The sequence below is a fragment of the Streptomyces sp. NBC_01116 genome (genome assembly GCF_041435495.1).
In the GTDB taxonomy this organism is placed as follows: Bacteria; Actinomycetota; Actinomycetes; order Streptomycetales; family Streptomycetaceae; genus Streptomyces.
Genome location: NZ_CP108644.1, coordinates 7,635,585 through 7,661,069 on the forward strand (window position 1 = coordinate 7,635,585; position 25,485 = coordinate 7,661,069).

A 25,485-nucleotide genomic window follows, 5' to 3' on the forward strand; every position below is an offset into this window, starting at 1 on the left:
TGCCACGAGTGTCCCAGGACGACCGGACAACGGATGGGAGGGAAGCGCTGTCGGTCACGGCGGACCTTCCCCCCGAACCGCTCAGTACCAGGGCTCCGACCACCGACCGGGTGGTGTTCGGCGTCACGGCGGTCCTCACGCTTGCCTTCGTCGTCTGGGGTGCGACCGCCACCGATTCCCTGGAGACGGTGTCCGGCAAGCTGCTCACCGGGCTGATCCACAACGGCGGCTGGGCCTTCATGCTGGCCGCGTCGGGCTTCGTCATCTTCGCCCTCTGGCTGGCCGTCAGCCGGTACGGAAAGATCTGCCTCGGCCAGGAGGGGGAGAAGCCGGAGTTCCGGACCATCTCCTGGATCGCGATGATGTTCAGCGCCGGTATGGGCATCGGGCTGATGTTCTGGGGCGTGGCCGAGCCCCTCGCGCACTTCCGGACCCCGCCGCCGGGCACCGACCCCGCCGACTCGGCCGAGGCCATGCAGACGGCGATGGCCACCACGCTCTTCCACTGGACGCTGCACCCCTGGGCCATCTACGCCGTGGTCGGGCTCGCCATCGCCTACAGCGCCTACCGGATGCGTCGGCGGCAGACGATCAGCGCGGTCTTCGAACCGCTGATCGGCAAGCGCCACGCCTACGGCGGCGTCGGCCGCGTCATCGACATCCTGGCCATCTTCGCCACCCTGTTCGGGTCGGCCGCCTCCCTGGGCCTCGGCGCGCTCCAGATCGGCAGCGGCATCCAGGAACTGGACTGGCTGGAGAAGGCGGGCACCGGCCTTCTCGTCACCGTCATCGCCGTGCTGACCGTCGCCTTCGTCGCCTCCGCGGTCTCCGGCGTCGAGAAGGGCATCCAGTGGCTGTCCAACATCAACATGGTGCTGGCCCTGCTGCTCATCGTCTTCGTCTTCATCGCCGGTCCCACGATCTTCGTGCTCGACCTGGTGCCCACCTCCCTCGGCGCGTACATCACCGACCTGGGGCAGCTCGCCGGACGCACCGAGGCGACCGGCGGCGGTGACGTGGCCGACTGGCTCGGCAGCTGGACCGTCTTCTACTGGGCCTGGTGGATCTCCTGGACGCCCTTCGTCGGCATGTTCATCGCCAGGATCAGCCGCGGCCGCACGATCCGTCAGTTCGTCGGCGGCGTCATCCTGGTGCCCAGCACCGTCAGCCTGGTCTGGTTCGCCGTCTTCGGCGGCTCGGGCATGAAGCTCGCCGAGGACGGGAAGCTCGGCGGCGCCGAGACCCCGGAGGCGCAGTTGTTCGGCGTCCTCCAGGAGTTCCCGATCGCCACGTTGACCAGCATTCTGGTGATGGTCCTGGTCGGCATCTTCTTCGTCTCCGGAGCCGACGCCGCCTCCATCGTCATGGGCACCCTCTCCCAGAAGGGCGTCCTCGAACCGGGCAAGTGGGTCGTGATCTTCTGGGGCGTCGTGACCGGCGCCGTGGCCGCGATCATGCTGCTCATCGGCGACGGCGAGGACAACGCGCTCCAAGGGCTCCAGAACCTCACCATCCTGGTCGCCGCCCCCTTCGCCCTCGTCATGATCGGCATGTGCGTGGCCCTGATGCGCGACCTGCGCAAGGACCCGCAGATCGTCCGCCAGGAGTTCGGAGTGGAAGCGGTCGAGTCCGCGGTGATCGAGGGCCACGCCAAGTACGACGGCGACTTCGAGATCCGCATCGGCCCCGGGACCACGACCATCACGGACGAGCGCCACGGACCCGGCCCCACCGGCTCGGGCTCCACGGCCGCGGAGAAGCGCCCCTCCGACTGACCGGGCGACCGCCCACCCGTTCCGTACCCGTACCGGAGCCCGCGACCGCCCACAGGCCGCGGGCTCCGGTACGTCGTGCCCCCGCGCACCACCGGGCGGGCCCGTGTCCGGCAGGTATCCGCGCGCCACCCGGCGCACCACCCGGGGGCCGCCGGGGTGGGGTCAGCCCACCAGCGCCGCCGCCGCCCGCGCGCAGCCCCAGGCCACGGTCACGCCCGCGCCGCCGTGCCCGTAGTTGTGCACCAGCAGACCGCCGTCCGGCAGCGCCTCCGCCCCGATCCGCACCCCGGCCTCCCGCGCCGGCCGCAGCCCCACCCGGTGCCCGAGCACCCGCGCGCCCGCGATCTCCGGCCGGATCCGCGCACACCGTGCCACGATCGCCCGTGCCGTCCCCGGGTCGGGCCCGGTGCGCGCGTCGTCCTCCTCGGCCGTACCGCCCAGCACCAGGCGGCCCGGCTGCGGGAAGAAGTACGTCGTCGCGGCCGACGCCGGATCCGCCTCGGTGTACCACTCCTCGATCCCCGGGTTCTCCACCGCCACCAACTGCCCCCGCACCGGTCGCACCCCGGCGTCGGGCACCAGCTCCCGCGCCCCGAGCCCCGTGCAGTTCACCACCACCGGGCTCCGCTCCGCCGCCTCGCCGAACCCGGTCACCGCCCGCCGCTCCACCGCACCGCCGGCCGCACGGAGCCGCCGCTCCAGCCAGGCCAGGTGGACGGGCATGTCCAGCAGCGGCAGCGTCACCCGCAGCCCTTCGGGCACCTCGACGGCGTCCTTCAGCCCGGCCGACCAGTCGCCCAGCGCCGCCAGCCGCTCCCCGCGGTGCAGCCCCGCCACCCGCCGTACGCCGGTCTCCTCCGGGGCGCCCGACAACTCCTCGTAGACCGCCAGCGTCGCCAGGGACCAGTCGCCCACCCGCTCCGCCGGCTCGATCCGGTAGGGCCACCACAGGGCCCCCGCCACCGCGGACGTCGTCGCCCCGGCCGCGTCGCGCGACCAGACCCGCACCTTCAGCCCGCGCTCCGCCAGCGTCACGGCGGTGGTCAGGCCGATGACCCCGCCGCCCACCACGATCACATCCGTCATCACGGTCACTCCTGTCGCCTCGGTGCGCGTCCGTCGCTGTCCGGACGCTAACCGAAACGGGAAACCCGAGGCCAGGGGCACAGGGCGACGGGCATGAAGCGCCGGAGACTAGGATCAGCACCCTGATGACTGCCACCCTCGTCGCCAAGGACCTCGCCGCCGGACACGGCGACCGCACGCTCTTCGCCGGACTCGACCTCGTCGTCGCCCCCGGTGACGTGATCGGTCTCGTCGGAGTCAACGGCGCCGGAAAATCCTCCCTGCTCCGGCTGCTCGCCGGACTCGACCGCCCGGAGGAGGGCGAGCTGCGGCTCTCCCCGCCCACCGCCACCGTCGGCCACCTCCCGCAGGAGCCCGAGCGCCGCGACGGCGAGACGGTGTCCGCGTTCCTGGCCCGCCGCACCGGCGTCGCCGACGCCCAGCGCACAATGGACGAGGCGACCGAGGCCCTGGTCGCGGGCGCCCCGGGCGCGGACGACGCGTACTCCGAGTCCCTGGAGCGCTGGCTCGCGCTCGGCGGCGCGGACCTGGAGGAGCGGGCCGAGCAGGTCGCCGCCGAGCTGGGCCTGACCGTGGGCCTCGACCGGCCCATGACCGCGCTCTCCGGCGGACAGGCCGCCCGCGCCGGACTCGCCTCGCTGCTCCTCTCCCGCTACGACGTCTTCCTGCTCGACGAGCCCACCAACGACCTCGATCTCGACGGACTGGAGCGCCTGGAGCGCTTCGTGTCCGGCCTGCGCGCGGGCACGGTCGTCATCAGCCACGACCGCGAGTTCCTGATGCGCACGGTCACCAAGGTGCTGGAACTGGACCTCGCCCAGCAGCAGATCAACCTGTACGGAGGTGGCTACGCGGCTTATCTGGAGGAGCGGGAGACCGCCCGCCGGCACGCCCGGGAGGGCTACGAGGAGTACGCCGACAAGAAGGCGTCCCTCGAAGCGCGCGGCCATATGCAGCGCTCCTGGATGGACAAGGGCGTCAAGAACGCCCGCCGCAAGGCCACCGACGGCGACAAGCTCGGCCGCAACGCCCGCAGCGAGGCCAGCGAGAAGCAGGCCGCGAAGGCTCGGCAGACCCAGCGCATGGTCGAACGCCTCGACGTCGTCGAGGAGCCGCGCAAGGAGTGGGAGCTGCGCATGGAGATCGCCTCCGCCCCGCGCTCCGGATCCGTCGTCGCGACCCTGCGCGAGGCCCGAGTGGCGCGCGGCGACTTCTCCTTCGGCCCCGCCTCGCTCCAGATCGACTGGGCGGACCGGGTCGCCATCACCGGGGCCAACGGCGCCGGCAAGTCCACGCTGCTGGCCGCACTGCTGGAACGGCTGCCGCTGGACTCCGGGAACGCCACGCTCGGTTCGGGCGTCGTCGTCGGTGAGGTGGACCAGGCCCGCAAGCTGTTCCTCGGCGCGCAGTCCCTGCTGGACGCGTTCTGCGCGGCCGTGCCCGACACGGAACCGGCCGAAGTCCGCACCCTGCTCGCCAAGTTCGGCCTCCGCGCCGACCATGTGATGCGCCCGGCGACCAGCCTGTCCCCGGGCGAGCGCACCCGCGCCGCCCTCGCCCTGCTCCAGGGCCGGGGCGTCAACCTCCTGGTGCTCGACGAGCCGACGAACCACCTGGACCTGCCCGCCATCGAGCAGTTGGAGGCTGCCCTGGAGACGTACACGGGCACCCTGCTGCTGGTCACCCACGACCGGCGGATGCTGGAGGCGGTCCGCACGACCCGGCGCGTCGAGGTGGCCGACGGCCAGGTCAAGGAAGTCTGAGCGCGGTTGCGGACGTGGGGCGGGCCGCACACGGCGGCCCGCCCCACCCGCTCCGTTCAGCGTCCCCGGCCGCCGCCCTGCTTCGGGTCGGTCAGCCCGGCCCGCCGCAGCGCGTCCGCCATCGCGCTGTTCGCCGGAGCCGGGGCGCCCTGGCCCTGCCGCGACGCACCGCCGCCACCGCCGCGCCGGTCCCGGCCGCCGCCGCCCTGCCGGCCCTGGCCGCCGCCGGACGGCTGGCCCTGGCCCTGGCCCTGCCCCTGGCGCTGCTTCGGGGGACGGCCGCCGCGCTCGCCGCGGCCCTGCTGCCCGCCGCCGGAACCACCGCCCGCGCCCGGCTCGTCGTCGAGACGCAGCGTCAGCGAGATCCGCTTGCGCGGCACGTCGACGTCCATGACCTTGACCTTCACGATGTCCCCGGGCTTCACGACCTCGCGCGGGTCCTTCACGAACGTCCTCGACAGCGCCGAGACGTGCACCAGGCCGTCCTGGTGCACGCCGACGTCGACGAACGCGCCGAACGCGGCCACGTTGGTGACGACGCCCTCCAGCACCATGCCGGGCTCCAGGTCGCCGAGCCTCTCGACGCCCTCCTTGAAGGTCGCCGTCCTGAACGCCGGACGCGGGTCGCGCCCCGGCTTCTCCAACTCCTTGAGGATGTCCGTCACGGTCGGCAGCCCGAACATGTCGTCCACGAAGTCCGCGGCCCGCAGGGCGCGCAGGGCCTCCGCGTTACCGATCAGCGAGGCCACCTCGCCGCCCGCCGTCCTCCCCATCCGCCGCACCACCGGGTAGGCCTCGGGATGCACGCTGGAACCGTCGAGCGGGTCGTCACCGCCCCGGATCCGCAGGAAGCCCGCGCACTGCTCGTACGCCTTCGGCCCGAGCCGCGCCACGTCCTTGAGGGATTTCCTGGACCGGAAGGGGCCGTTGGAGTCCCGGTGCGCGACGATGTTCTCGGCCAGCCCCGAGCTGATGCCCGACACCCGGGAGAGCAGCGGAGCGGACGCGGTGTTGACGTCCACACCGACCCCGTTCACACAGTCCTCGACGACCGCGTCCAGTGAACGGGACAGCTTCACCTCGGACAGGTCGTGCTGGTACTGCCCGACGCCGATCGACCGGGGGTCGATCTTCACCAGCTCGGCCAGCGGGTCCTGGAGCCGCCGGGCGATGGAGACCGCGCCGCGCAACGACACGTCCATGTCGGGCAGTTCCTGCGACGCGAACGCGGACGCGGAGTACACCGAGGCGCCCGCCTCCGAGACCATCACCTTCGTGAGCTTCAACTCCGGGTGCTTGTCGATCAGTTCACCGGCGAGCTTGTCCGTCTCACGGGACGCCGTGCCGTTGCCGATCGCGATCAGGTCGACCGCGTGCTCCTTCGCGAGGTGCGCGAGCTTCGCCAGCGCCTGGTCCCACTTGTTCGCGGGCACATGCGGGTGGATCACATCGGTGGCCACGACCTTGCCGGTGGCGTCGACGACGGCGACCTTCACCCCCGTACGGAAACCGGGGTCCAGGCCCAGGGTGGCCCGCGTCCCGGCCGGGGCGGCGAGCAGCAGATCGCGCAGGTTCGAGGCGAAGACCCGCACCGCCTCGTCCTCCGCCGCCGTGCGCAGCCGCAGCCGCAGGTCGATGCCCAGATGCACCTGGATCCGGGTCCGCCACGCCCAACGCACCGTGTCGCCGAGCCACTTGTCGCCGGGGCGGCCCCGGTCGGCGATCTCGAAGCGGCGGGCGATCATGTTCTCGTAACGGGACGGGCCCGGCCGCTCGGCGGCCTCCGGCTCCTCCGGTTCCAGGACCAGATCGAGCACGTTCTCCTTCTCGCCGCGCAGCATCGCGAGCACCCGGTGCGAGGGCAGCGCGGTGAACGGCTCGGCGAAGGCGAAGTAGTCGGCGAACTTCGCGCCGGCCTCCTCCTGGCCCTCGCGGACCTTCGCCGCCAGCCGCCCGCGCGTCCACATGCGTTCGCGCAGCTCGCCGGTCAGGTCGGCGTCCTCGGAGAACCGCTCGGTGAGGATCGACCGGGCCCCGTCCAGGGCCGCGGCCGCGTCCGCGACGCCCTTGTCGCCGTCCACGAACGCGGCGGCCGCCGCGAGCGGATCGACCGACGGGTCGCCGAGCAGGCCGTCCGCCAGCGGTTCGAGCCCCGCCTCCCGGGCGACCTGCGCCTTCGTCCGCCGCTTCGGCTTGAACGGCAGATAGATGTCCTCCAGGCGCGCCTTGGTCTCGGCGGCCCGGATGCTCGCCTCCAGCGCGGCGTCGAGCTTGCCCTGTTCGCGTACGGAGTCGAGGATCGACGTGCGCCGCTCCTCCAGCTCCCGCAGATAGCGCAGCCGTTCCTCCAGCGTGCGCAGCTGCGCATCGTCGAGGGATTCGGTCGCCTCCTTGCGGTAGCGCGCGATGAACGGCACGGTCGATCCGCCGTCGAGCAGCTCGACGGCCGCCCTGACCTGTCGCTCACGTACGCCGAGCTCCTCGGCGATCCTGCCTTCGATGGACGTCGTCACGGTTTTCCCGACTCGCCTTCTCGTACTGGCTGTGCTCGTGTCGCGATGAGCACGTTCTTGCTTGCCGGGGGTATCCCCCCTGGCCTGCATTGTGCCGGGTGGCCGGGGGCCGTGTCGCGTGACCTCGGCGAACACGCCCGGAGCCCCCGCGCCGGGTGCGGGGCTCCGGGCGGCGCGGGGTCAGCCCTGACCGGTCGCCGACGCCGGGAACGCTCCCGCGGCGGCGGCCGTGAAGAGGAAGCCGCGCCCCAGCTCGGTGAGCCGTTCCACACCTTCCGAGCCCAGGTGCTCGTACGGGGCGCTGTCCATGCGGTCCGTCGCCTCCTCGACCTCCGCGCGCAGTGCTGTGCCCGCCTCGGTCAGCGCCAACTCCTCGCCGTCGGCCAGCAGCCCGCGCTCCCGCAGCCGGTCGGACGCCGCCTCCCAGTCGGTGCGGCGCCAGCCCCGGGTGGACAGGAGCCAGCGGATGGCCATGCCCTTGCCGGTGGCCGTGTGGCTGACGAGTGATTCGAGCGGGTCCAGGCCGGCCGCGAGCAGGGCCGCGAGATGCGCGTCCCCCCGGTGCTCGCGCAGCAGGGTCGCGGCGTGCCAGAACGCCAGATGCGGTTCCTCGGGCACCGGAAGATCCGCGTGCGCGGCGTACAGCGGGCGGGCGTGCGCGGTGCAGGCCTCGGTGGCGCGCAGCGCGAGCCGGGCCGCCTCCGCCATCGCGTCGGAGGCGATGGCCTCCTCGCCGAGCAGGCGGCGCAGCGTCGCGTCCGCCGCCCGCAGCCGGGCGTCGAGGACCACGGCGGGGGAGGCGGTCTCCCAGACGGCGGGCACGTGGCGGGCCACCAGCACGGGGTTGAAGTTGTAGAAGGTGGCGGTGACGGTCCCCGCCCCGACCGCGCCGAGCGCGGCGGCCCGGGTCGCGAAGTAGGCGGCGCGATGGTCCTCGATGCCGATCTTCGCCATCTCCTCGCCCAGGTCGGGGGAGAAGAAGAGGGAGGAGTGCAGTGGATTGACGGCGTTGTGGCAGCGGCGCTCCGCGCGGGCCGGGAGAGTACTCATACCGGCACGTTACCGACTGGTCGGTACGGGGTGGAACCCCGGGGGAGGGAACGATTCACCGGGACGGGTCCCACGCAGGTCCAGGGTTGGTCCGGCGCAGGTCGGGGCCGGGCCGTTGGCAGAAAAGGTGGGGTATTCGTCATTGCGGCCATCGTCGACCACCGCCCAGGATGGCGGACGTGAAGCAGCGAACCGTGCTCGTCGTCCTCTTCGACGGCGTCCAGAGCCTCGACGCCACCGGCCCGATGGAGGTCTTCGCCGGAGCCTCCCGGGCTCCGGGCGTCTCCTACGACCTGCGGACCGCCTCGCTCGACGGCGGCCCCGTCCGCTGCACCAGCGGCCTGACCCTGGTGCCCGACAGCAGCCTCGCCGACGCGCCCGCACCGCACACCCTGCTGGTGCCCGGCGGACACGGCACCCGGGGCCCGCAGCCGGAGCTGACCGACTGGCTGCGCGAGTACGCGCCGCGGGCGGAGCGGCTCGTCTCCGTGTGCACCGGGGCGCTGCTCCTGGCCGGGGCGGGCCTGCTGGACGGTCGCCGGGTCACCACCCACTGGAACTACTGCGAGCGGCTGGCCCGTGACTACCCGGCCGTCCGGGTCGACCCCGAACCGATCTTCGTGCGGGACGGGCGGCTGGCCACCTCGGCGGGCGTGACCGCGGGCATCGACCTCGCCCTCGCGCTCGTCGAGGAGGACCACGGGCGGGACCTCGCCCTGGACATCGCCCGGCACCTCGTGGTGTTCCTGCGCCGTCCCGGGAACCAGGCCCAGTTCAGTGCCCAGCTCAGCGCCCAGACCGCCCGGCGGGAACCGTTGCGCGAGGTCCAGCACTGGATCACCCAGCACCCCGACGGCGACCTCGGGGTCGACGCCCTCGCGGCCCGCGCCCGGCTCTCGCCCCGGCACTTCGCCCGGGCGTTCCGGGCGGAGACCGGAACGACCCCGGGGCGGTACGTCGAGCGCGTCCGCCTGGAGCACGCCCGCCGGCTCCTGGAGGACACCGCCGACGGTGTCGAGCGGGTCGCCCGTGCCAGCGGCTACGGCACCCCGGAAGCCATGCGCCGCGCTTTCGTGAAGGCGCTCGCGACGGCGCCGGCGGAGTACCGCCGCCGCTTCCGCACCCCCGCGTCCAGCACCTGAACCGCACCTTCCGTCCGTCCGGCCTTCCCCCCGGCCTTCGGTGCATCCGCGCGTCAGCCTGCGCGTCCGTCCGTCCGTCCGTCCGTCCGTCCGTCCGTCTGTCCGTCTGTCCGTCCGTCCGTCTGTCCGTCCGACCTTCCGACCGAACCGAGAGGCAGCTCCCGTGCAGATCGCCATCCTGCTCTTCGACCGTTTCACCGCCCTGGACGCGGTGGGGCCCTACGAGATCCTCAGCCGTGCGCCCGGCGCCGAGACCGTCTTCGTCGCCGAACGGACCGGCCCCGTCCGCAATGACAGCGGGAGCCTCGCGCTCGTCGCGGAGAAGACGCTCGCCGAGGTGCCCTCCCCGGACCTGGTGATCGTCCCCGGCGGTCCCGGGCAGGGTGACCAGATGGAGAACGAGACCCTGCTCGGCTGGCTGTGCTCGGCCGACGCCACCAGCACCTGGACGACGTCCGTCTGCACCGGTTCGCTGCTGCTGGCCGCGGCCGGGCTCCTGAAGGACCGGCGGGCCACCTCGCACTGGCTGGCGCTGGAGGCGCTGAGGCGGTTCGGCGTCGAGCCCACCGGGGAGCGCGTCGTCCTGGACGGCAAATACGTCACCGCCGCCGGGGTCTCCTCCGGCATCGACATGGGCCTTACGCTGCTCGGACGGATCGCGGGTGACGACGTGGCGCGCTCGGTGCAGCTGCTCACGGAGTACGACCCGCAGCCGCCCTACGACTGCGGGTCACCGGAGAAGGCGCCCGCGGCCCTCGTCGAGGAATGGCGGGCCAAGAGCCGTCACATCACCCGGTAGATCCCGTAGATCCCGTAGAGGCCGCGGTCCAGGTGAAGCGGGGCGCGCGCCGCTCCAGGAAGGCGGCGACGCCCTCCGCCGTGTCCCCGCCGGCCCGCGCCTCACCGGCCCAGTGGGCGTCCCGGTCCGTCCGCCCCGCGGCGAACTCCTTCGCCGCGGCCTGGGTGAGCCGGGACCGGGACGCCAGGACCTGTGCGTACTCCTCGACCCGCTGGTCCAGTCCGCCCACGGGCAGCACCTCGTCGGCCAGGCCGGTGCGCAGCGCCCGTTCCGTGCCGATCAGCTCACCGGAGAACAGCAGGTGCTTGGCCGTGGCCGGGCCGACCAGGGAGACCAGCCGCCGGGTCGAGGAGGCGGGATAGACGATGCCGAGTTTGGCCGGGGTGACCCCGAAGGAGGCCCCCTCCTCCGCGAACCGCAGGTCGCAGGCGGCCGCGAGCTGGCTGCCGCCGCCCACGCAGTAGCCGCGCACCGCGGCCAGCGTCGGCAGGGGGAGCGCGGCGAGCGCCTCCTCGGCCGCCACCGTCAGGCCCTGGGCGGACTCCGGGTCCTCCACCAGCGTGGAGATGTCGGCCCCGGCGCAGAAGGTGTCCCCGGCTCCGGTCAGCACCAGCACCCGGACCGCCGGGTCGGCCGCGAGCCGCTCCAGCAGCTCCGGCAGACTCCGCCACATCGCGGTGGTCATCGCGTTGCGCTTGGCGGGGTTCGTGATCACGACGGTGGCGACGCCGCGCTCGACGGACGCGGTCAGGCGGGGTTCCGTACGGTCCATGCGCCGGATGCTATCCGGAGGGTTCGAACCTATGATCAAGAAGGGGTCGCGGGGCGGGTACGCACCGTAAGGAGTCGTCGATGAACGAGCCCACCGCCGAGGGCCGGAAACTCAGCCGAAGTTTCGGCTGGCTCGCGCTGCTCGGCACGCTGCTGGTGATCGCGGGCGTCATCGGCCTCGTCTACACCGGCCTCGCCACGCTCACCTCGATGCTGCTCTTCGGCTGGCTGCTGCTCGTCGGCGGTCTGGTCGGGCTGCTGCACGCGATCGAGTCACGCGGTACGAACTACTTCTGGCTGGGCGTGGTGGTCGCGGCCCTCAACATCGCCGCGGGTGTCGTCGTCATCAAGCACCCCGAGGGCACGGCCGAGGCGCTGACCATGTTCGCCGCCCTGCTCTTCCTGACCGGCGGGGTCTTCCGGCTGGTCGGCAGCGTCGTGGTGCGCGGTCCGCAGATGGGCTGGACGCTGCTGCAAGGAGCCTTCGGCCTGCTCCTGGGCCTGCTGGTGCTGTTCGACTGGCCGCACAGCAGCCTCTACGTCCTCGGCTGCTTCTTCTCGCTGGCCCTGCTGTTCGACGGGCTCGGCCTGATCGCCGTCGGCGTCGGCGGCCGGCGCATCGTCAGCATGGTCTCGGAGCGGCGCGATGAAACTCCTCCGACCGCGGACGAGCCGATCAATCCACCGGAAGACGAGCGGAAGTAGTCGCTGGGCTGCCGGGAACGCGCGTGTTTGGTCAAATAGCGCCGATACCTGGCTACTTCCGGTCAGTGGCACGGTCCTGACCAGGCCTTTCCCAACACTCTTTACTCGACGGTCAGTGCAGTGCGAGTGAGAGCTGGTGCCGGACGATGGAGAGCCTCGGGAGTGCCCCTGCCGATCCCGTGTCGTACGAGGGGGTGTGGCGCTTCACCGCCTCGGCCGTGGACGCGTCCGTGCCGAGCGCCCGGCACGCCGTACGCGACCTCCTCGACCGGCAGGGCGTGCCGGTCGAGGACGACATCCTCCAGGGACTCCTGCTGATCGTCTCGGAGCTGGTCACCAACGCCGTCAAGCACGCGGCGCTGCTCTCGCCGGAGCTGGCCGTCGAGGTGGCCATCGCCGCCGACCGGGTCAGAGTCTCGGTCGAGGACAACCACCCCTACCGCCCCACCGCCCTGGAGACGGACTACGCGCAGACCGGCGGCCGGGGCCTGCTGCTGGTCAAGGTGATCACCGAGGAGGCGGGCGGCACCTGCGACGTCGAGCACACCGCGAGCGGCGGGAAGATCATCTGGGCGGCGCTGCCGTTGAAGACGCAGCTCTGACCGCCCCGTACGGATACGAGCGAGGGTTCACCAGCCCGCGGAGGGACCCGCCAGCTCACGGATCGCCGGCCGTGCCGCGTCCAGCACCGTCATGAACCACGCCGAGAACGGCGCCCGCGCGTGCCGCTCCGCCAGCTCCGCGGCCGTCACGAAGGCGGTCTCCCCGACCTCTTCGGGGTCGGGCTTCAGCGCCGTCTGCGCCATTCCCACGAACAGGTGGTTGAACTCCTGCTCCACCAGTCCCGATGCGGGATCCGGGTGGTTGTAGCGGACCGTTCCGGCCTCGGCCAGCAGCGAGGGGGAGAGCCCCAGCTCCTCGTACGTACGCCGGGCGGCGGCCGCGAACGGGGCCTCACCGGGGTAGGGGTGCCCGCAGCAGGTGTTCGACCAGACGCCGGGGGAGTGGTACTTGCCGAGCGCCCGGCGCTGGAGCAGGAGCCGCCCCTGCTCGTCGAAGAGGAAGACGGAGAACGCGCGGTGCAGCTGTCCGGGGGCCTGGTGGGCCGCCAGCTTCTCCGCGGTGCCGATGGTGGTGCCGTTCTCGTCGACCAGTTCGAGCATGATCGCTTCTGCGGTGCCGTTCGACGAGCTGTGCGTCGCGGTGGCTGGTGTGGTCGGCATACCCATCCTTCGCTTTGGTCCCCGGCCTCGTGCGCCGGACCCCTGGAGTCCGGTCAAGTCTGCCGTACAAAAGCCGCTTGTCCGCACTTCGGGCCGGACGGACCGTCAGACCCCGAAGGCCGCCGGGTAACGGATCACGCCCGCCGGAACGGGGACGGAGTGGTCCAGCACCAGGGCCATCATCGCCTCGTCCGGGACCTCGAAACCCGGCCGGATGCCGTACCGCGAGGCCGGTACGAAACCGAAGCGCGGGTAGTACTCGGGATGCCCTAGCACCAGCACCAGCGTCTCGCCGCGCAGGCGGGCGGCGTCCAGCACCGCCCGCACCACGGCCTGTCCCGCACCCTGCCGCTGGTACGCGGGAGAGGTGGCCACCGGGGCCAGGGCGAGCGCCGGGGCGTCGCCCACCCGGCAGCGGGTCAGCAGCGCGTACGCCGCAGGGGAACCGTCCGGGGCCTCGGCGATGTGGCCGAGCTCCGGCAGCCAGGCCTCGGCGTCGGCCCGCAGGGCGTCCACGAGGTCCGCCTCGTCCCGCGTCGGGAACGCGGCCGTGTTGACCGCGTGCACGGCCGCACGGTCCGCGGGCGTCTCCGGGCGGGTGGTCCACCGGGGACCGGCGGGGTGCGGCACAGGGGCGCCGTGGCCGGGCTCGTCGGGCGTGAAGAAGGCCTCGCCGCGCGAGGCGTTGTCAGTGTGGTCGGTGTGGTCGGTCAACGTGGGAACCCTTGGGTGTGAGGGCTCCGACCTGATCCGGGACGAGACGGGACCTAGCCGGAAACCCGGGAGATGAGAAAGGATCGATTGCCGCGCCCGTAAGGCGTCGTCGCGACCGTCATCAACCTCAGCTCCTCTCGAAAGGTCCCGGTGTCACCGGGTTCCGCTCCACGGCGAGACTCGAACGTCTCAGCGACATCACCCTAGCACCGCCCGGTACCGCCTCGGTCCGCCCAAGGGCTGTCTCAGTGGCAGAGCCGTGCCTCGTGCTCCGCGTGGCCGCTCGGCTCCAGCTGGAAGGTGCAGTGCTCCACGTCGAAATGGTCCCCGAGGCAGCCCTGAAGCTCGTGCAGCACCTTCTCGTGCCCTATCGAGTCGAGCATCTCCTGGCGGACCACCACGTGGGCGGAGAGCACCGGCATGCCCGAGGTGATCGTCCAGGCGTGCAGGTCGTGGACGTCCAGGACCCCGGGCAGCTCCGTGATGTGGGCCCGTACCTCCGCCATGTCCACACCCTTGGGCGCCGCCTCCAGGAGCACGTTCAGGGTCTCCCGCAGCAGCTTCACGGTCCGCGGGACGATCATCAGGCCGATCACCAGGGAGGCGATCGGGTCGGCGGGCTGCCAGCCGGTCGCCATGATGACGGCGGCCGAGATGATCACGGCGAGCGAGCCCAGGGTGTCGGCCAGCACCTCCAGATAGGCGCCCCGCACATTCAGGCTCTCCCGCTGCCCGCGCATCAGCAGGGAGAGGGAGACGATGTTGGCCACCAGGCCGACGGCGGCGAACGCGATGGCCAGTCCGCCCTTCGTCTCGGCCGGGGTGATGAACCGCTCGACCGCCTCGAAGACCAGATAGCCGCCGACCCCCAGCAGCAGCAGGCAGTTCGCGAGCGCCGCCAGGATCTCCGCGCGGGCGAAACCGAAGGTGCGGTTCGGCCCGGCCGGACGGTTGGCGAAGTGGATGGCGAGCAGCGCCATCCCGAGTCCCAGGGCGTCGGTGGCCATGTGGGCGGCGTCCGCGATCAGGGCCAGCGAGTCGGAGAGCACCCCGCCGACGATCTCCATGACCATCACGCTCAGCGTGATCGCCAGGGCCACCCGGAGCCTGCCCCGGTACGCGGCGGCCGCCGTGCCCGTCGGTGGCGGACCGCCGTGCGTATGCCCGTGATCGTGGCCAGCCCCCATGCGAAACGCCTCCAGGTCCATGCGACGGCACCGGGGCGGAACCGCCCCGACATGGCCAGTGAACTACGGGCGGGGGGTATGGGCAACACGGCACTGAACACCGTTGTCATCTGCTCTGACCTGCGGAAACGTTCCGCAGGTCAGAGCGTTGACACGAGGGGCGACGCGAGCCGCCACCGATCACGAACGCGCCTCGGGGTGGCGCAGGCACCAGCCCTCCCAGGCCGACTCCACCATCGCGCGCACGTCCCGTCGTGCCGTCCAGCCCAGCTCCTCGGAGATCCGCGCGGCCGACGCCACGGCCGTCGGCGCGTCACCGGCCCGGCGCGGCTCGACCACCGGCTTCAGGCCGTGGCCCGTCACCTCGCCGATCACCTCGGCCAGCTCCCGGACCGAGACGCCCTCGCCCCGGCCGACGTTCAGCGTCAGGTCGCCGGCGCCCGCTCCGTCCAGCCGCCGCGCGACGGCGAGATGCGCCTCCGCCAGATCGGCCACGTGGATGTAGTCACGGACACAGGTGCCGTCCGGCGTCGGATAGTCGTCACCGAAGATCCGCGGGGCCTCGCCGCGCGTCAGCCGCTCGAACATCATCGGCACGATGTTGAAGACCCCGGTGTCCGCGAGCTCCGGTGCGGCGGCGCCCGCCACGTTGAAGTACCGCAGGCAGGCGGTCGAGAGCCCGTGGGCCTTCCCGGCGGCCCGCACCAGCCACTCGCCGGTGAGCTTGGTCTCGCCGTACGGGTTGATCGGGAGACAGGGTGTCTCCTCCGTGATGAGGTCCACGTCCGGTACGCCGTAGACGGCCGCCGAGGACGAGAAGAGGAAGCGCGACACCCCTGCCGCGACCACGGCCTCCAGCAGGACGGCGAGCGCCGCCACGTTCTCCCGGTAGTACAGCAGCGGTTTCTCCACGGACTCGCCGACCTGCTTCTTAGCCGCGAGATGCACCACACCGCCCACCGCGTGGTCGGCCAGCACCCGGTCCAGCAGGGCCCGGTCGGAGGTCGAGCCCTCCACCACCGTGACGGCGTCCGGCAGCCGGTCCACGATGCCGCTGGAGCGGTCGTCGAGCACCACGACCCGCTCGCCCGCCGCGACCATGGCCCGCGCCACGTGTGCCCCGATGTATCCCGCCCCGCCTGTGATCAGCCATGTCATGAGCGCCAGCCTAAGCGTCCCGCTCACCTGGTCCGGGCGCGGTTTGTGGGCCGGGCCTCCGATCGATGATGATGATCGTCGACGCCGCCCGGGCATGCAGGTCCACCCGTACAGCGCACAAACGGGCGGTGAACTCGGCCTTCCGTTCATCCGATAGCCTCAGCCGACACGCCGCCGGCCCGCCTCATGGCGGTGCCGCCGTGTGTCGTCCACGTCAGTGCCAAGGAGTGAGTTCGTCTGTCGACCGCCATCCTCACCGGTACGCCGGCGCCCGGGTCGTCGCTCGCGGACGATCTGCGGTCCCTGGGCTTCGACGTGCAGAGCGCCACCGACGCCGCTGACGCCGCGGCCCTCCTCGCCGCCGTCCCGGCCGGCCGCCGGGTCGCCCTCGTCGACCCGCGTTTCGTGGGCCACGTCCACGCGCTGCGGCTCGGGCTGACCGACCCGCGCTTCCCCGCCGCCACCGTCCCCGGCGCGCTCACCGCCCAGCCCGAGGCGCGCGGCGCCCTGCTGCGCGCCCTGCACCGCACCGCCGCCGCCGTCGGCGCGGGCGCCCCGGTCGTCGAGCCGGAGGCGGACCCCGCGCCCGAGGACCGCACCGTCCCCGGCCGGATCGCCGTCGCGCTGGAGGCCGAGGGCACTCCCGTACAGCGCCCCGCGCTCGGCTCGCTCGTCGCGGCCGTCCCCACGGACCCCGAGCAGGAGGCCGCCGCCGTGGCCGGGCTCACCTCGGTCGACGACGAGGCGGTACGGCTGCGCAACGCGGTGAAGGCCCACGACGGGTTCTTCACCACCTACTGCGTCAGCCCCTACTCCCGCTACATCGCCCGCTGGTGCGCCCGCCGCAACCTCACCCCGAACCAGGTCACCACCGCCTCCCTGATCACCGCGCTCATCGCGGCGGGCGCGGCGGCCACCGGAACCCGGGGCGGCTACGTCGCCGCCGGGATCCTGCTCCTGGTCTCCTTCGTGCTGGACTGCACCGACGGGCAGCTCGCCCGCTACTCGCTGCAGTACTCCACGATGGGCGCCTGGCTGGACGCCACCTTCGACCGGGCCAAGGAGTACGCGTACTACGCCGGGCTCGCCATCGGCGCCGTACGCGGCGGCGGAGGTGACGATGTATGGGTCCTCGCGCTCGGCGCGATGGTCCTCCAGGCCTGCCGCCATGTCGTGGACTTCTCGTTCAACGAGGCCAACCACGACGCGGTCGCCAACACCAGCCCCACCGCCGCCCTCTCCGACAAGCTCGACAGCGTCGGCTGGACGGTCTGGGTACGGCGGATGATCGTGCTGCCGATCGGCGAGCGCTGGGCCATGATCGCCGTGCTCACGGCGCTCACCACCCCGCGCATCGTCTTCTACGCCCTGCTCGTCGGCTGCTCCCTGGCCGCCTGCTACACCACGGCCGGCCGCCTGCTGCGCTCGCTGACCCGCAGGGCCGACCGCACCGACCGCGCCGCGCGGGCCCTCGCGGACCTCGCCGACTCCGGCCCCCTGGCGCAGGCCGTCGCGGCCGTCGCCCCCGGCCTCCGGGGCGCGTTCACGGCCCCGGCGGTGGCCCTGCTCGGCACCCTGGTCATGGTCGGCGGTGCCCTCTTCCTGCCGTACGGCAGCCCGCTCACCGTCGCCGCGGCCGTGGTGTACGTGCTCCTCTCCGGCCTCGCCGTCGCCCGCCCGCTGAAGGGGGCGCTGGACTGGCTGGTGCCGCCGTTCTTCCGGGCCGCGGAGTACGTCACGATCCTGGTGCTGGCGGCCCGCAGCGACGCCCCGCACGCCGTTCCGGCGGCCTTCGGGCTGATCTCGGCCGTCGCCTACCATCACTACGACACGGTGTACCGCATTCGCGGAGGCACCGGCGCGCCGCCCCAGTGGCTGGTGCGGACGATCGGTGGACACGAGGGCCGGACCGCGCTGGTGGCCGTCCTCGCCGCCGTACTCACCCACACCTCGGATTTCACCACGGCCCTGACCGCGCTCGCGGTCGCCGTGGCTCTCGTGGTGCTCGTGGAGTCCATCCGCTTCTGGGTGTCCTCCTCGGCCCCCGCCGTACACGACGAAGGAGAACTCGCATGATCGGCCTCGTACTGGCAGCCGGTGCAGGACGACGTCTGCGCCCCTACACGGACACGCTTCCCAAGGCGCTCGTCCCTGTCGACGGCGACAAGACGGTCCTCGACCTCACGCTCGCCAACTTCGCCGAGGTCGGCCTCACCGAGGTCGCGATCGTCGTCGGCTACCGCAAGGAGGCCGTCTACGCCCGCAAGGCCGAGCTGGAGGCGACCTACGGCGTCACCCTCACGCTCATCGACAACGACAAGGCCGAGGAGTGGAACAACGCCTACTCCCTCTGGTGCGCCCGTGACGTCATCAAGCGCGGCGTGATCCTCGCCAACAGCGACACCGTGCACCCGGTCTCCGTCGAGAAGACCCTCCTGGACGCCCGCGGCAAGGGCCAGAAGATCATCCTCGCCCTGGACACCGAGAAGGTCCTCGCCGACGAGGAGATGAAGGTCATCACGGAGGACGGCAAGGGCGTCCAGCGCATCACGAAGCTGATGGACCCGGCCACCGCGACCGGCGAGTACATCGGCGTCACCCTCATCGAGGCCGAGGCGGCCGAGGAACTGGCGGACGCGCTGAAGACCACCTTCGAGCGCGACCCCGACCTCTACTACGAGGACGGCTACCAGGAGCTCGTCAACCGCGGCTTCACCGTCGACGTCGCCCCCATCGGCACCGTGACCTGGGTGGAGATCGACAACCACGACGACCTCAAGAAGGGCCGTGAGATCGCGTGCCAGTACTGACCCGGCTCATTCCGTCCCCGGTCGTCGTCGACATCCGGCGCGGCGCCATGGACGATCTGGCGGGTCTCCTGGCCGATCAGCGGATCTCCTCCTCGGGCAAGCTCGCCATCGCGATCAGCGACGGCTCCGGGCGCGCCCTGCGGGAGAGGCTCGCCCCGGTCCTGCCGGGTGCCGACTGGTATCCGGTGTCCGACGGCACGATCGACTCGGCGGTGAAGCTCGCCGACGGCATCAAGGGCAACCGGTACGACGCCGTCGTCGGCCTCGGCGGCGGCAAGATCATCGACGTGGCGAAGTACGCCGCGGCGCGGGTCGGGCTGCCCATGGTCGCCGTCGCGACGAACCTCTCGCACGATGGCCTGTGCTCGCCGGTCGCCACGCTGGACAACGACAACGGCCGCGGCTCCTACGGGGTCCCCACCCCGATCGCCGTCGTCATCGACCTCGACGTGATCCGTGAGGCGCCCGCCCGTTACGTCCGTTCCGGCATCGGCGACGCGATCTCGAACATCTCCTGCGTCGCCGACTGGGAGCTGGCCCACGAGGTCAACGGCGAGGAGATCGACGGCCTGGCGGCCGCGATGGCCCGCCAGGCGGGCGAGGCCGTGCTGCGCCACCCCGGCGGAGTGGGCGACGACGCCTTCCTGAAGGTGCTGGCCGAGGGGCTCGTGCTGACCGGCATCTCGATGTCGGTCGCGGGCGACTCCCGCCCGGCGTCCGGCGCCTGCCACGAGATCAACCACGCCTTCGACCTGCTCTACCCCCAGCGCGCGGCCAGCCACGGTGAGCAGGTCGGCCTCGGCGCCTGCTTCGCCATGCATCTGCGCGGTGCCCGCCAGGAGTCCCTCCTGATGGCATCGATACTGCGCCGCCACGGTCTGCCGGTCATGCCGGAGGAGATCGGGTTCAGCGTCGACGAGTTCGTGAAGGCCGTCGACTACGCGCCGCAGACGCGTCCGGGACGCTTCACGGTCCTGGAGCACCTCAACCTGTCCACCGACCAGATCAGGGACGCGTACGCCGACTATGCGACGACCATCAGTAGCTGAACTCCGTCCGGTCGTCCACCCTCCGGGGGTGAAGGACCGGCGCAGCGGCGAGCACTGGGCCGGGCGCATGTACATGCGCGAGATCTCGCTCCGCGTGGACCGCTACCTGGTCAACACCCGCGTCACGCCGAACCAGGTCACGTACGTGATGACGCTGGCCGGGGCCCTGGCCGCACCGGCGCTGCTGGTGCCGGGCGTCTGGGGCGCCGTGCTCGGCGTGGTGATGGTCCAGCTCTACCTCCTGTTCGACTGCGTGGACGGCGAGCTGGCCCGCTGGAAGAAGCAGTACTCGCTCAGCGGGGTCTACCTGGACCGGGTCGCCGCCTATCTGTGCGACGCGGCGGTGCTCGTCGGCCTCGGCCTGCGCGCCGCCGACATCTGGGGCGAGGGCCGGATCGACTGGCTCTGGGCGTTCCTCGGCACCCTCGCCGCCCTCGGTGCGATCCTCATCAAGGCGGAGACCGACCTGGTCGGCGTGGCCCGTCACCAGGGCGGGATGCCCCCGGTGAAGGAGGCGGCGTCCGAGCCGCGCTCCTCCGGCATGGCCCTGGCCCGCAGGGCGGCGGCGGCACTCAAGTTCCACCGGCTGATCCTCGGGATCGAGGCCTCGCTGGTGATCCTGGTGGTGGCCGTGATCGACGCGTTCGGCGGCGACCTCTTCTACACCCGCCTCACCGTCGCGGTGATGGCCGGCATCGCGCTGCTGCAGACCCTGCTGCACCTGGTGTCCGTCCTGGCGTCCAGCAGGCTGAAGTGACCCTTCCCATGAAACTGGGCGCGGTGATCATCACCATGGGCAACCGCCCGGACGAGCTCCGCGCCCTCCTCGATTCGGTCACCGCCCAGCACGGTGACCGGATCGAGGTCGTGGTGGTCGGCAACGGAGCCCCGGTCCCCGACGTGCCTCCCGGGGTGCGCACGGTGGAACTGCCCGAGAACCTGGGCATCCCCGGCGGCCGCAATGTCGGCATCGAGGCGTTCGGCCCCCGCGGGGCGGACGTGGACGCGCTGCTCTTCCTGGACGACGACGGGCTGCTCCCCGGCCGGGACACCGCCGAGCTGTGCCGCCAGGCGTTCGCGGCGGACCCGAAGCTCGGGATCATCACCTTCCGGATCGCCGACCCGGACACCGGCGCCACCCAGCGGCGGCACGTGCCCCGGCTGCGGGCCGCCGACCCGATGCGCTCCTCGCGCGTGACGACGTTCCTGGGCGGCGCCAACGCCGTACGCACCCGGGTGATCGCCGAGGTGGGCCCGCTGCCGGAGGACTTCTTCTACGCCCACGAGGAGACGGACCTGGCCTGGCGGGCGCTGGACGCCGGGTGGATGATCGACTACCGCGCGGACATGGTGCTGAACCACCCCACCACCGCCCCGTCCCGGCACGCGGTCTACCACCGCATGGTCGCCCGCAACCGGGTCTGGCTCGCCCGCCGCAACCTGCCCGCCCCGCTGGTCCCGCTCTATCTGGGGGTCTGGCTGCTGCTGACCCTGGTCAGGCGTCCATCGGCGCCCGCGCTGAAGGCCTGGTTCGGCGGATTCAGGGAAGGCTGGTCCACTCCCTGCGGGCCTCGGCGCCCGATGAAGTGGCGTACGGTGTGGCGGCTGACGAGGCTGGGCCGACCTCCGGTCATCTGAGAGGCTTTCCTCTGAGAGCATGAGGCGTATTTTCTTTCCGGAACCTGTCCGCCTGAGCCGCGCCCGCGACTGGCTGCGCGTGAAGACGAGAGTTTCAACTTGTGAGTGACACGACCCACGACGGTGGGGTAGCCCTCGGGACCCCGCCGTCCGCCGACGAGGGCCTCGACGCGGCCCAGCTGGCCGCCAAGTACGGCCTGACCGTGAGCGGCGCCAGGCCGGGGCTGATCGCGTACATGCGACAGCTCTGGGGACGACGCCACTTCATCCTGGCCTTCTCCCGGGCGAAGCTGACCGCGCAGTACAGCCAGGCCAAACTGGGCCAGCTGTGGCAAGTGGTCACACCTTTGCTGAACGCCTGTGTCTACTACCTGATCTTCGGGCTGATCCTGGGGACCAGGGAGGGGATTCCCCACGACGTCTTCGTGCCGTTCCTGGTCACCGGCGTCTTCGTCTTCACCTTCACCCAGAGCTCGGTGATGGCGGGCGTCCGCGCGATCTCCGGCAACCTCGGACTGGTCCGGGCCCTCCACTTCCCCCGGGCCTCACTGCCCATCTCCTTCTCGCTCCAGCAGCTCCAGCAGCTGCTGTTCTCGATGATCGTGCTGGTCGCGGTCGCCATCATCTTCGGCAGCTACCCCTCGCTGTCGTGGCTGCTGGTGATCCCCGCCCTGATCCTCCAGTTCTTCTTCAACACGGGCCTGGCCCTCGTCATGGCGCGGCTCGGCTCCAAGACCCCCGACCTCGCGCAGCTGATGCCGTTCGTCATGCGGACCTGGATGTACGCGTCGGGCGTCATGTTCTCCATCCCGGTGATGCTCAAGGACAAGCCGGCCTGGATCGCGGACGTACTGCAGTACAACCCGGCGGCGATCTACATGGACCTGGTCCGCTTCGCCCTGATCGACGGATACGGCTCCGAGAACCTGCCGGACCACGTCTGGGCCGTCGGCCTGGGCTGGGCCGCGCTGCTGGGGGTCGTGGGATTCGTGTACTTCTGGAAGGCAGAGGAACGGTACGGCCGTGGCTGACGACAACGCGCAGGGGCGCATCCCCACCGTGATCGCCGACGACGTGCACATCGTGTACCGGGTCAACGGAACGGGCGGCGGACGGGGCAGCGCCACCGCCGCGCTGAGCCGCATGATGCGGCGGGGCAAGGGCGAGCCGCGCGGCGTCCGGAAGGTGCACGCCGTGCGCGGTGTCTCCTTCACCGCCTACCGCGGCGAGGCCATCGGCCTCATCGGCACCAACGGCTCCGGCAAGTCGACGCTGCTCCGCGCCATCGCCGGCCTGCTGCCGACCGAATCCGGCCAGGTGTACACGGACGGTCAGCCCTCGCTGCTCGGCGTGAACGCCGCGCTGATGAGCGACCTGACCGGTGAGCGCAACGTCGTGCTCGGCGGACTGGCGATGGGTATGAGCCAGGACGAGATCCGGCAGCGCTACCAGGACATCGTGGAGTTCTCCGGCATCAACGAGAAGGGCGACTTCATCACCCTGCCGATGCGGACGTACTCCTCCGGCATGGCCGCCCGGCTGCGCTTCTCCATCGCCGCCGCCAAGAACCACGACGTCCTCATGATCGACGAGGCGCTGGCCACCGGTGACCGCAAGTTCCGCGTCCGCTCCGAGGAGCGGATCCGCGAGCTGCGCAAGGAGGCGGGCACCGTCTTCCTGGTCAGCCACAACAACAAGTCGATCAGGGACACCTGCGACCGCGCGCTCTGGCTGGAGAAGGGCGAACTCCTGATGGACGGCCCCACCGAGGAAGTCCTCAAGGCGTACGAGCGCGAAACGGGCAAGTAGCCCGGTTGTTCTCCGCGGCCCCCGCCGGACCGGTCCGGCGGGGGCCGCGCGGTGCCCGGCCCCGTGCGGACCGTCCGCGGCAGGGCCCCGGGGCGATCTCCTCCCGGCGGATGACGTCAATTCCGCCACGCGCGGGGAAGGTTGACGGGAACGGCCGGGAAGCGGTGGCGGGCGCTCCACCCCGCCGATCCCCTGTGAGCTGTACAACGTAAGCTGTAGCGGTGCTGATTCATGGCAAGTAGGGCGATACGCCCCGGCACCGGCCGCTCTGTCGCAGTGCACTCGGAAGGCTGAGCGGCGTGTCCGAAAAGGGTTGTTTTGAATCGGCAGTGTAGAACGGGAGATGTGACGGCAATGACGGAAGATCTCCAGCTCCGGCGTGGTTTCGCCGTCCCCGCGCCGGGCGGTCCGCAGTGACCTCGACCCCCGACACGCGCATCGGTGACGCCACCCTCCGCAAGGCCGCGGACGAGAACTTCCCCGTGGCGCCCTTCTTCCTGCCCCGGGCCTGGCGCGACGACCTGATGGCGGTCTACGGCTTCGCCCGGCTCGTCGACGACATCGGCGACGGCGACCTCGCCCCCGGCGGCGCCGACGCCCGACACCTCGGGCTGGAGCCGGAGCAGAGCGACGACCGCCTCGCCATGCTCGATGCCTTCGAGACCGATCTCCACCGGGTCTTCGCCACCACCGGCGAGGAGCCGCACCACCCGCTGCTGCGCGGTCTGCGCCCCACCGTGCGGCGCCGGGCACTCACCCCCGAGCCCTTCCTCGGCCTGATCGAGGCCAACCGCCAGGACCAGAAGATCCGCCGCTACGGCACCTACGCCGACCTCGCCGCCTACTGCGAGCTCTCGGCGAACCCGGTCGGCCGCCTGGTCCTCGCCCTCACCGGCACCGCGAGCCCGGAACGCGTCCGCCGCTCCGACGCGGTCTGCACCGCGCTCCAGATCGTCGAGCACCTGCAGGACGTGGCCGAGGACCTGGAACGCGACCGGATCTATCTGCCCGCCGAGGACATGGAACGCTTCCGGGTCACCGCATCCGACCTGGCCGCGCCCTCCGCCGGAGCCTCGGTGCGCGCCCTGATCGCGTACGAGGCCCAGCGCGCGAGCGAGCTGCTGGACGAAGGCCCCCCGCTGGTGGGCAGCGTCGACGGCAGGCTCAGACTGCTCCTCGCCGGATTCGTCGGGGGCGGCCGCAGCGCGCTCACGGCGATCTCGGCCGCCGGGTTCGACGTACTGCCCGGACCGCCCAAGCCCACCAAGCCCAGCCTGCTGCGCGAAGTGGGAATCGTCTTGCGAAGAGCGCGTGGAGAGAGGTGAGCCGGACCGTGGAGGGACAGACGACGTACATGTCGCCGCCGGTGCAGGCCGCATACAGTTACTGCGAGGCCGTCACCGGACAGCAGGCCCGTAACTTCGCCTACGGCATCAGACTGCTGCCGTACGAGAAGCGGCAGGCCATGTCGGCGCTGTACGCCTTCTCCCGTCGTGTCGACGACATCGGCGACGGGGAGCTGGCCCCGGAGACCAAGCGGGCCCGGCTGGAGAGCACCCGCGAACTGCTGGAGCGGATCCGCAAGGACGCGGTCGACGAGGACGACACCGACCCGGTGGCCGTCGCGCTCGCCGACGCCGCCCAGCGGTTCCCGCTCCCGCTCGGCGGGCTCGACGAGCTGATCGACGGCGTCCTGATGGACGTCCGGGGCGCCACCTACGAGACCTGGGACGACCTGAAGTCCTACTGCCGGTGCGTCGCCGGAGCCATCGGACGCCTCAGCCTCGGCGTCTTCGGCACCGCGCCGGGCGCCCGCGGGGCCGAGCGCGCCGCGGAGTACGCCGACACCCTCGGCCTCGCCCTCCAGCTCACCAACATCCTGCGCGACGTCCGCGAGGACGCCGGCAACGGGCGCACCTACCTGCCCGCCGACGACCTGGCCAAATTCGGCTGCTCGGCCGGCTTCCACCGGACCACCCCGCCCCCCGGGTCCGACTTCGCGGGCCTCATCCACTTCGAGGTCCGCCGCGCCCGCGCCCTGTTCGCCGAGGGGTACCGGCTGCTGCCGATGCTCGACCGCCGCAGCGGCGCCTGCGTCGCGGCGATGGCCGGGATCTACCGCCGCCTCCTCGACCGGATCGAGCGCGACCCCGAGGCCGTACTGCGCGGACGGGTCTCGCTGCCCGGCCACGAGAAGGCCTACGTCGCGGTGCGCGGGCTGTCCGGCCTGGACGCCCGCCACATCTCGAAGCTCACCGCCAGGGGGCGAGCCTGATGCGCCCCCGCCGCTCCG

General features: G+C 71.9%; 22 protein-coding genes and 1 pseudogene. 15 read left to right on the forward strand and 8 right to left on the reverse strand.

All coding sequences use genetic code 11. The features are described from left to right. Positions 1-8 precede the first annotated feature (8 nt). Positions 9-1,775, forward strand: coding sequence for a BCCT family transporter (locus OG245_RS33490; RefSeq protein WP_371627087.1), 1,767 nt, complete (start codon positions 9-11; stop codon positions 1,773-1,775). A gap of 162 nt (positions 1,776-1,937) precedes the next feature. Here the strand turns inward: OG245_RS33490 and OG245_RS33495 are convergent, their stop codons facing one another. Beyond that, positions 1,938-2,861, reverse strand: coding sequence for an FAD-dependent oxidoreductase (locus OG245_RS33495; protein ID WP_371627088.1), 924 nt, complete (start codon positions 2,859-2,861; stop codon positions 1,938-1,940). 125 nt (positions 2,862-2,986) lie between these two features. On the opposite strand from OG245_RS33495, the gene OG245_RS33500 reads away from it, so the two are divergent. Continuing rightward, positions 2,987-4,624: an ABC-F family ATP-binding cassette domain-containing protein gene (locus OG245_RS33500; RefSeq protein WP_371627089.1), complete on the forward strand. Its 1,638-nt coding sequence runs from the start codon at positions 2,987-2,989 to the stop codon at positions 4,622-4,624. Between the two features lie 56 nt (positions 4,625-4,680). Here the strand turns inward: OG245_RS33500 and OG245_RS33505 are convergent, their stop codons facing one another. Continuing rightward, complete coding sequence (locus tag OG245_RS33505; RefSeq protein WP_371627090.1) at positions 4,681-7,137, reverse strand: Tex family protein; 2,457 nt, start codon at positions 7,135-7,137, stop codon at positions 4,681-4,683. A 180-nt stretch (positions 7,138-7,317) separates the two neighbouring features. Next, complete coding sequence (locus tag OG245_RS33510) at positions 7,318-8,187, reverse strand: hypothetical protein (protein ID WP_371627091.1); 870 nt, start codon at positions 8,185-8,187, stop codon at positions 7,318-7,320. 170 nt (positions 8,188-8,357) lie between these two features. On the opposite strand from OG245_RS33510, the gene OG245_RS33515 reads away from it, so the two are divergent. Together OG245_RS33515 and OG245_RS33520 are read left to right on the forward strand one after the other, a co-directional pair. After that, the gene (locus tag OG245_RS33515) at positions 8,358-9,329 is read left to right on the forward strand and encodes a GlxA family transcriptional regulator (RefSeq protein WP_371627092.1); all 972 of its coding nucleotides are present in this window, start codon (positions 8,358-8,360) and stop codon (positions 9,327-9,329) included. Positions 9,330-9,492: 163 nt separating this feature from the next. Continuing rightward, positions 9,493-10,128 carry a DJ-1/PfpI family protein gene (locus OG245_RS33520; protein WP_371627093.1) on the forward strand — a complete coding sequence of 212 codons (636 nt, stop codon included), beginning with the start codon at positions 9,493-9,495 and terminating at the stop codon, positions 10,126-10,128. Here OG245_RS33520 and OG245_RS33525 read toward each other — a convergent pair. Further along, a complete protein-coding gene (locus OG245_RS33525) occupies positions 10,118-10,900 on the reverse strand; it encodes an enoyl-CoA hydratase/isomerase family protein (RefSeq protein ID WP_371627094.1) in 783 nt (260 codons plus the stop codon). The genes OG245_RS33520 and OG245_RS33525 overlap by 11 nt on opposite strands. Before the next feature lie 80 nt (positions 10,901-10,980). Between OG245_RS33525 and OG245_RS33530 the strand changes: the two genes are divergently transcribed. Together OG245_RS33530 and OG245_RS33535 are read left to right on the forward strand one after the other, a co-directional pair. Next, entirely contained in the window at positions 10,981-11,604 is a 624-nt protein-coding gene (locus OG245_RS33530; RefSeq protein WP_371627095.1) for an HdeD family acid-resistance protein, read from the forward strand. A gap of 146 nt (positions 11,605-11,750) precedes the next feature. Next, entirely contained in the window at positions 11,751-12,206 is a 456-nt protein-coding gene (locus OG245_RS33535) for an ATP-binding protein (RefSeq protein WP_371627096.1), read from the forward strand. A 27-nt stretch (positions 12,207-12,233) separates the two neighbouring features. On the opposite strand, the gene idi is transcribed toward OG245_RS33535, so the two are convergent. The 4 genes and pseudogenes from idi to galE form a co-directional block, all read right to left on the reverse strand. Beyond that, positions 12,234-12,827: an isopentenyl-diphosphate Delta-isomerase gene (idi, locus tag OG245_RS33540; protein WP_371627097.1), complete on the reverse strand. Its 594-nt coding sequence runs from the start codon at positions 12,825-12,827 to the stop codon at positions 12,234-12,236. 105 nt (positions 12,828-12,932) lie between these two features. Further along, positions 12,933-13,457 (reverse strand): annotated as a pseudogene (locus tag OG245_RS33545) (GNAT family N-acetyltransferase); the annotation flags it as partial. A gap of 329 nt (positions 13,458-13,786) precedes the next feature. After that, positions 13,787-14,728, reverse strand: a complete 942-nt coding sequence (locus OG245_RS33550) for a cation diffusion facilitator family transporter (RefSeq protein ID WP_371627098.1) — start codon at positions 14,726-14,728, stop codon at positions 13,787-13,789. A 180-nt stretch (positions 14,729-14,908) separates the two neighbouring features. Continuing rightward, positions 14,909-15,886 (reverse strand): UDP-glucose 4-epimerase GalE, encoded by a 978-nt coding sequence (gene galE / locus OG245_RS33555; protein ID WP_371627099.1) that lies wholly within the window; start codon positions 15,884-15,886, stop codon positions 14,909-14,911. A 315-nt stretch (positions 15,887-16,201) separates the two neighbouring features. On the opposite strand from galE, the gene OG245_RS33560 reads away from it, so the two are divergent. From OG245_RS33560 to hpnD, 9 genes are all read left to right on the forward strand, one after another. Continuing rightward, entirely contained in the window at positions 16,202-17,962 is a 1,761-nt protein-coding gene (locus OG245_RS33560) for a DUF5941 domain-containing protein (RefSeq protein ID WP_371627100.1), read from the forward strand. Further along, positions 17,959-18,696 (forward strand): sugar phosphate nucleotidyltransferase, encoded by a 738-nt coding sequence (locus OG245_RS33565; RefSeq protein WP_371627101.1) that lies wholly within the window; start codon positions 17,959-17,961, stop codon positions 18,694-18,696. Before OG245_RS33560 ends, OG245_RS33565 begins: the two co-directional genes overlap by 4 nt. After that, the gene (locus OG245_RS33570) at positions 18,684-19,745 is read left to right on the forward strand and encodes an iron-containing alcohol dehydrogenase family protein (RefSeq protein WP_361327158.1); all 1,062 of its coding nucleotides are present in this window, start codon (positions 18,684-18,686) and stop codon (positions 19,743-19,745) included. Before OG245_RS33565 ends, OG245_RS33570 begins: the two co-directional genes overlap by 13 nt. Then, on the forward strand, positions 19,723-20,502 hold the full coding sequence (locus tag OG245_RS33575; protein ID WP_371627102.1) for a CDP-alcohol phosphatidyltransferase family protein: 780 nt from the start codon (positions 19,723-19,725) through the stop codon (positions 20,500-20,502). Before OG245_RS33570 ends, OG245_RS33575 begins: the two co-directional genes overlap by 23 nt. A gap of 8 nt (positions 20,503-20,510) precedes the next feature. Next, positions 20,511-21,383, forward strand: a complete 873-nt coding sequence (locus OG245_RS33580; RefSeq protein ID WP_371628058.1) for a glycosyltransferase family 2 protein — start codon at positions 20,511-20,513, stop codon at positions 21,381-21,383. 101 nt (positions 21,384-21,484) lie between these two features. Continuing rightward, entirely contained in the window at positions 21,485-22,414 is a 930-nt protein-coding gene (locus OG245_RS33585; RefSeq protein WP_371627103.1) for an ABC transporter permease, read from the forward strand. After that, complete coding sequence (locus OG245_RS33590) at positions 22,407-23,192, forward strand: ABC transporter ATP-binding protein (RefSeq protein WP_371627104.1); 786 nt, start codon at positions 22,407-22,409, stop codon at positions 23,190-23,192. The genes OG245_RS33585 and OG245_RS33590 overlap by 8 nt, the downstream gene beginning before the upstream one ends. Before the next feature lie 413 nt (positions 23,193-23,605). Continuing rightward, complete coding sequence (hpnC, locus tag OG245_RS33595; RefSeq protein ID WP_371627105.1) at positions 23,606-24,517, forward strand: squalene synthase HpnC; 912 nt, start codon at positions 23,606-23,608, stop codon at positions 24,515-24,517. A gap of 29 nt (positions 24,518-24,546) precedes the next feature. Next, entirely contained in the window at positions 24,547-25,467 is a 921-nt protein-coding gene (gene hpnD / locus OG245_RS33600; RefSeq protein WP_371628059.1) for a presqualene diphosphate synthase HpnD, read from the forward strand. Positions 25,468-25,485 lie beyond the last annotated feature (18 nt).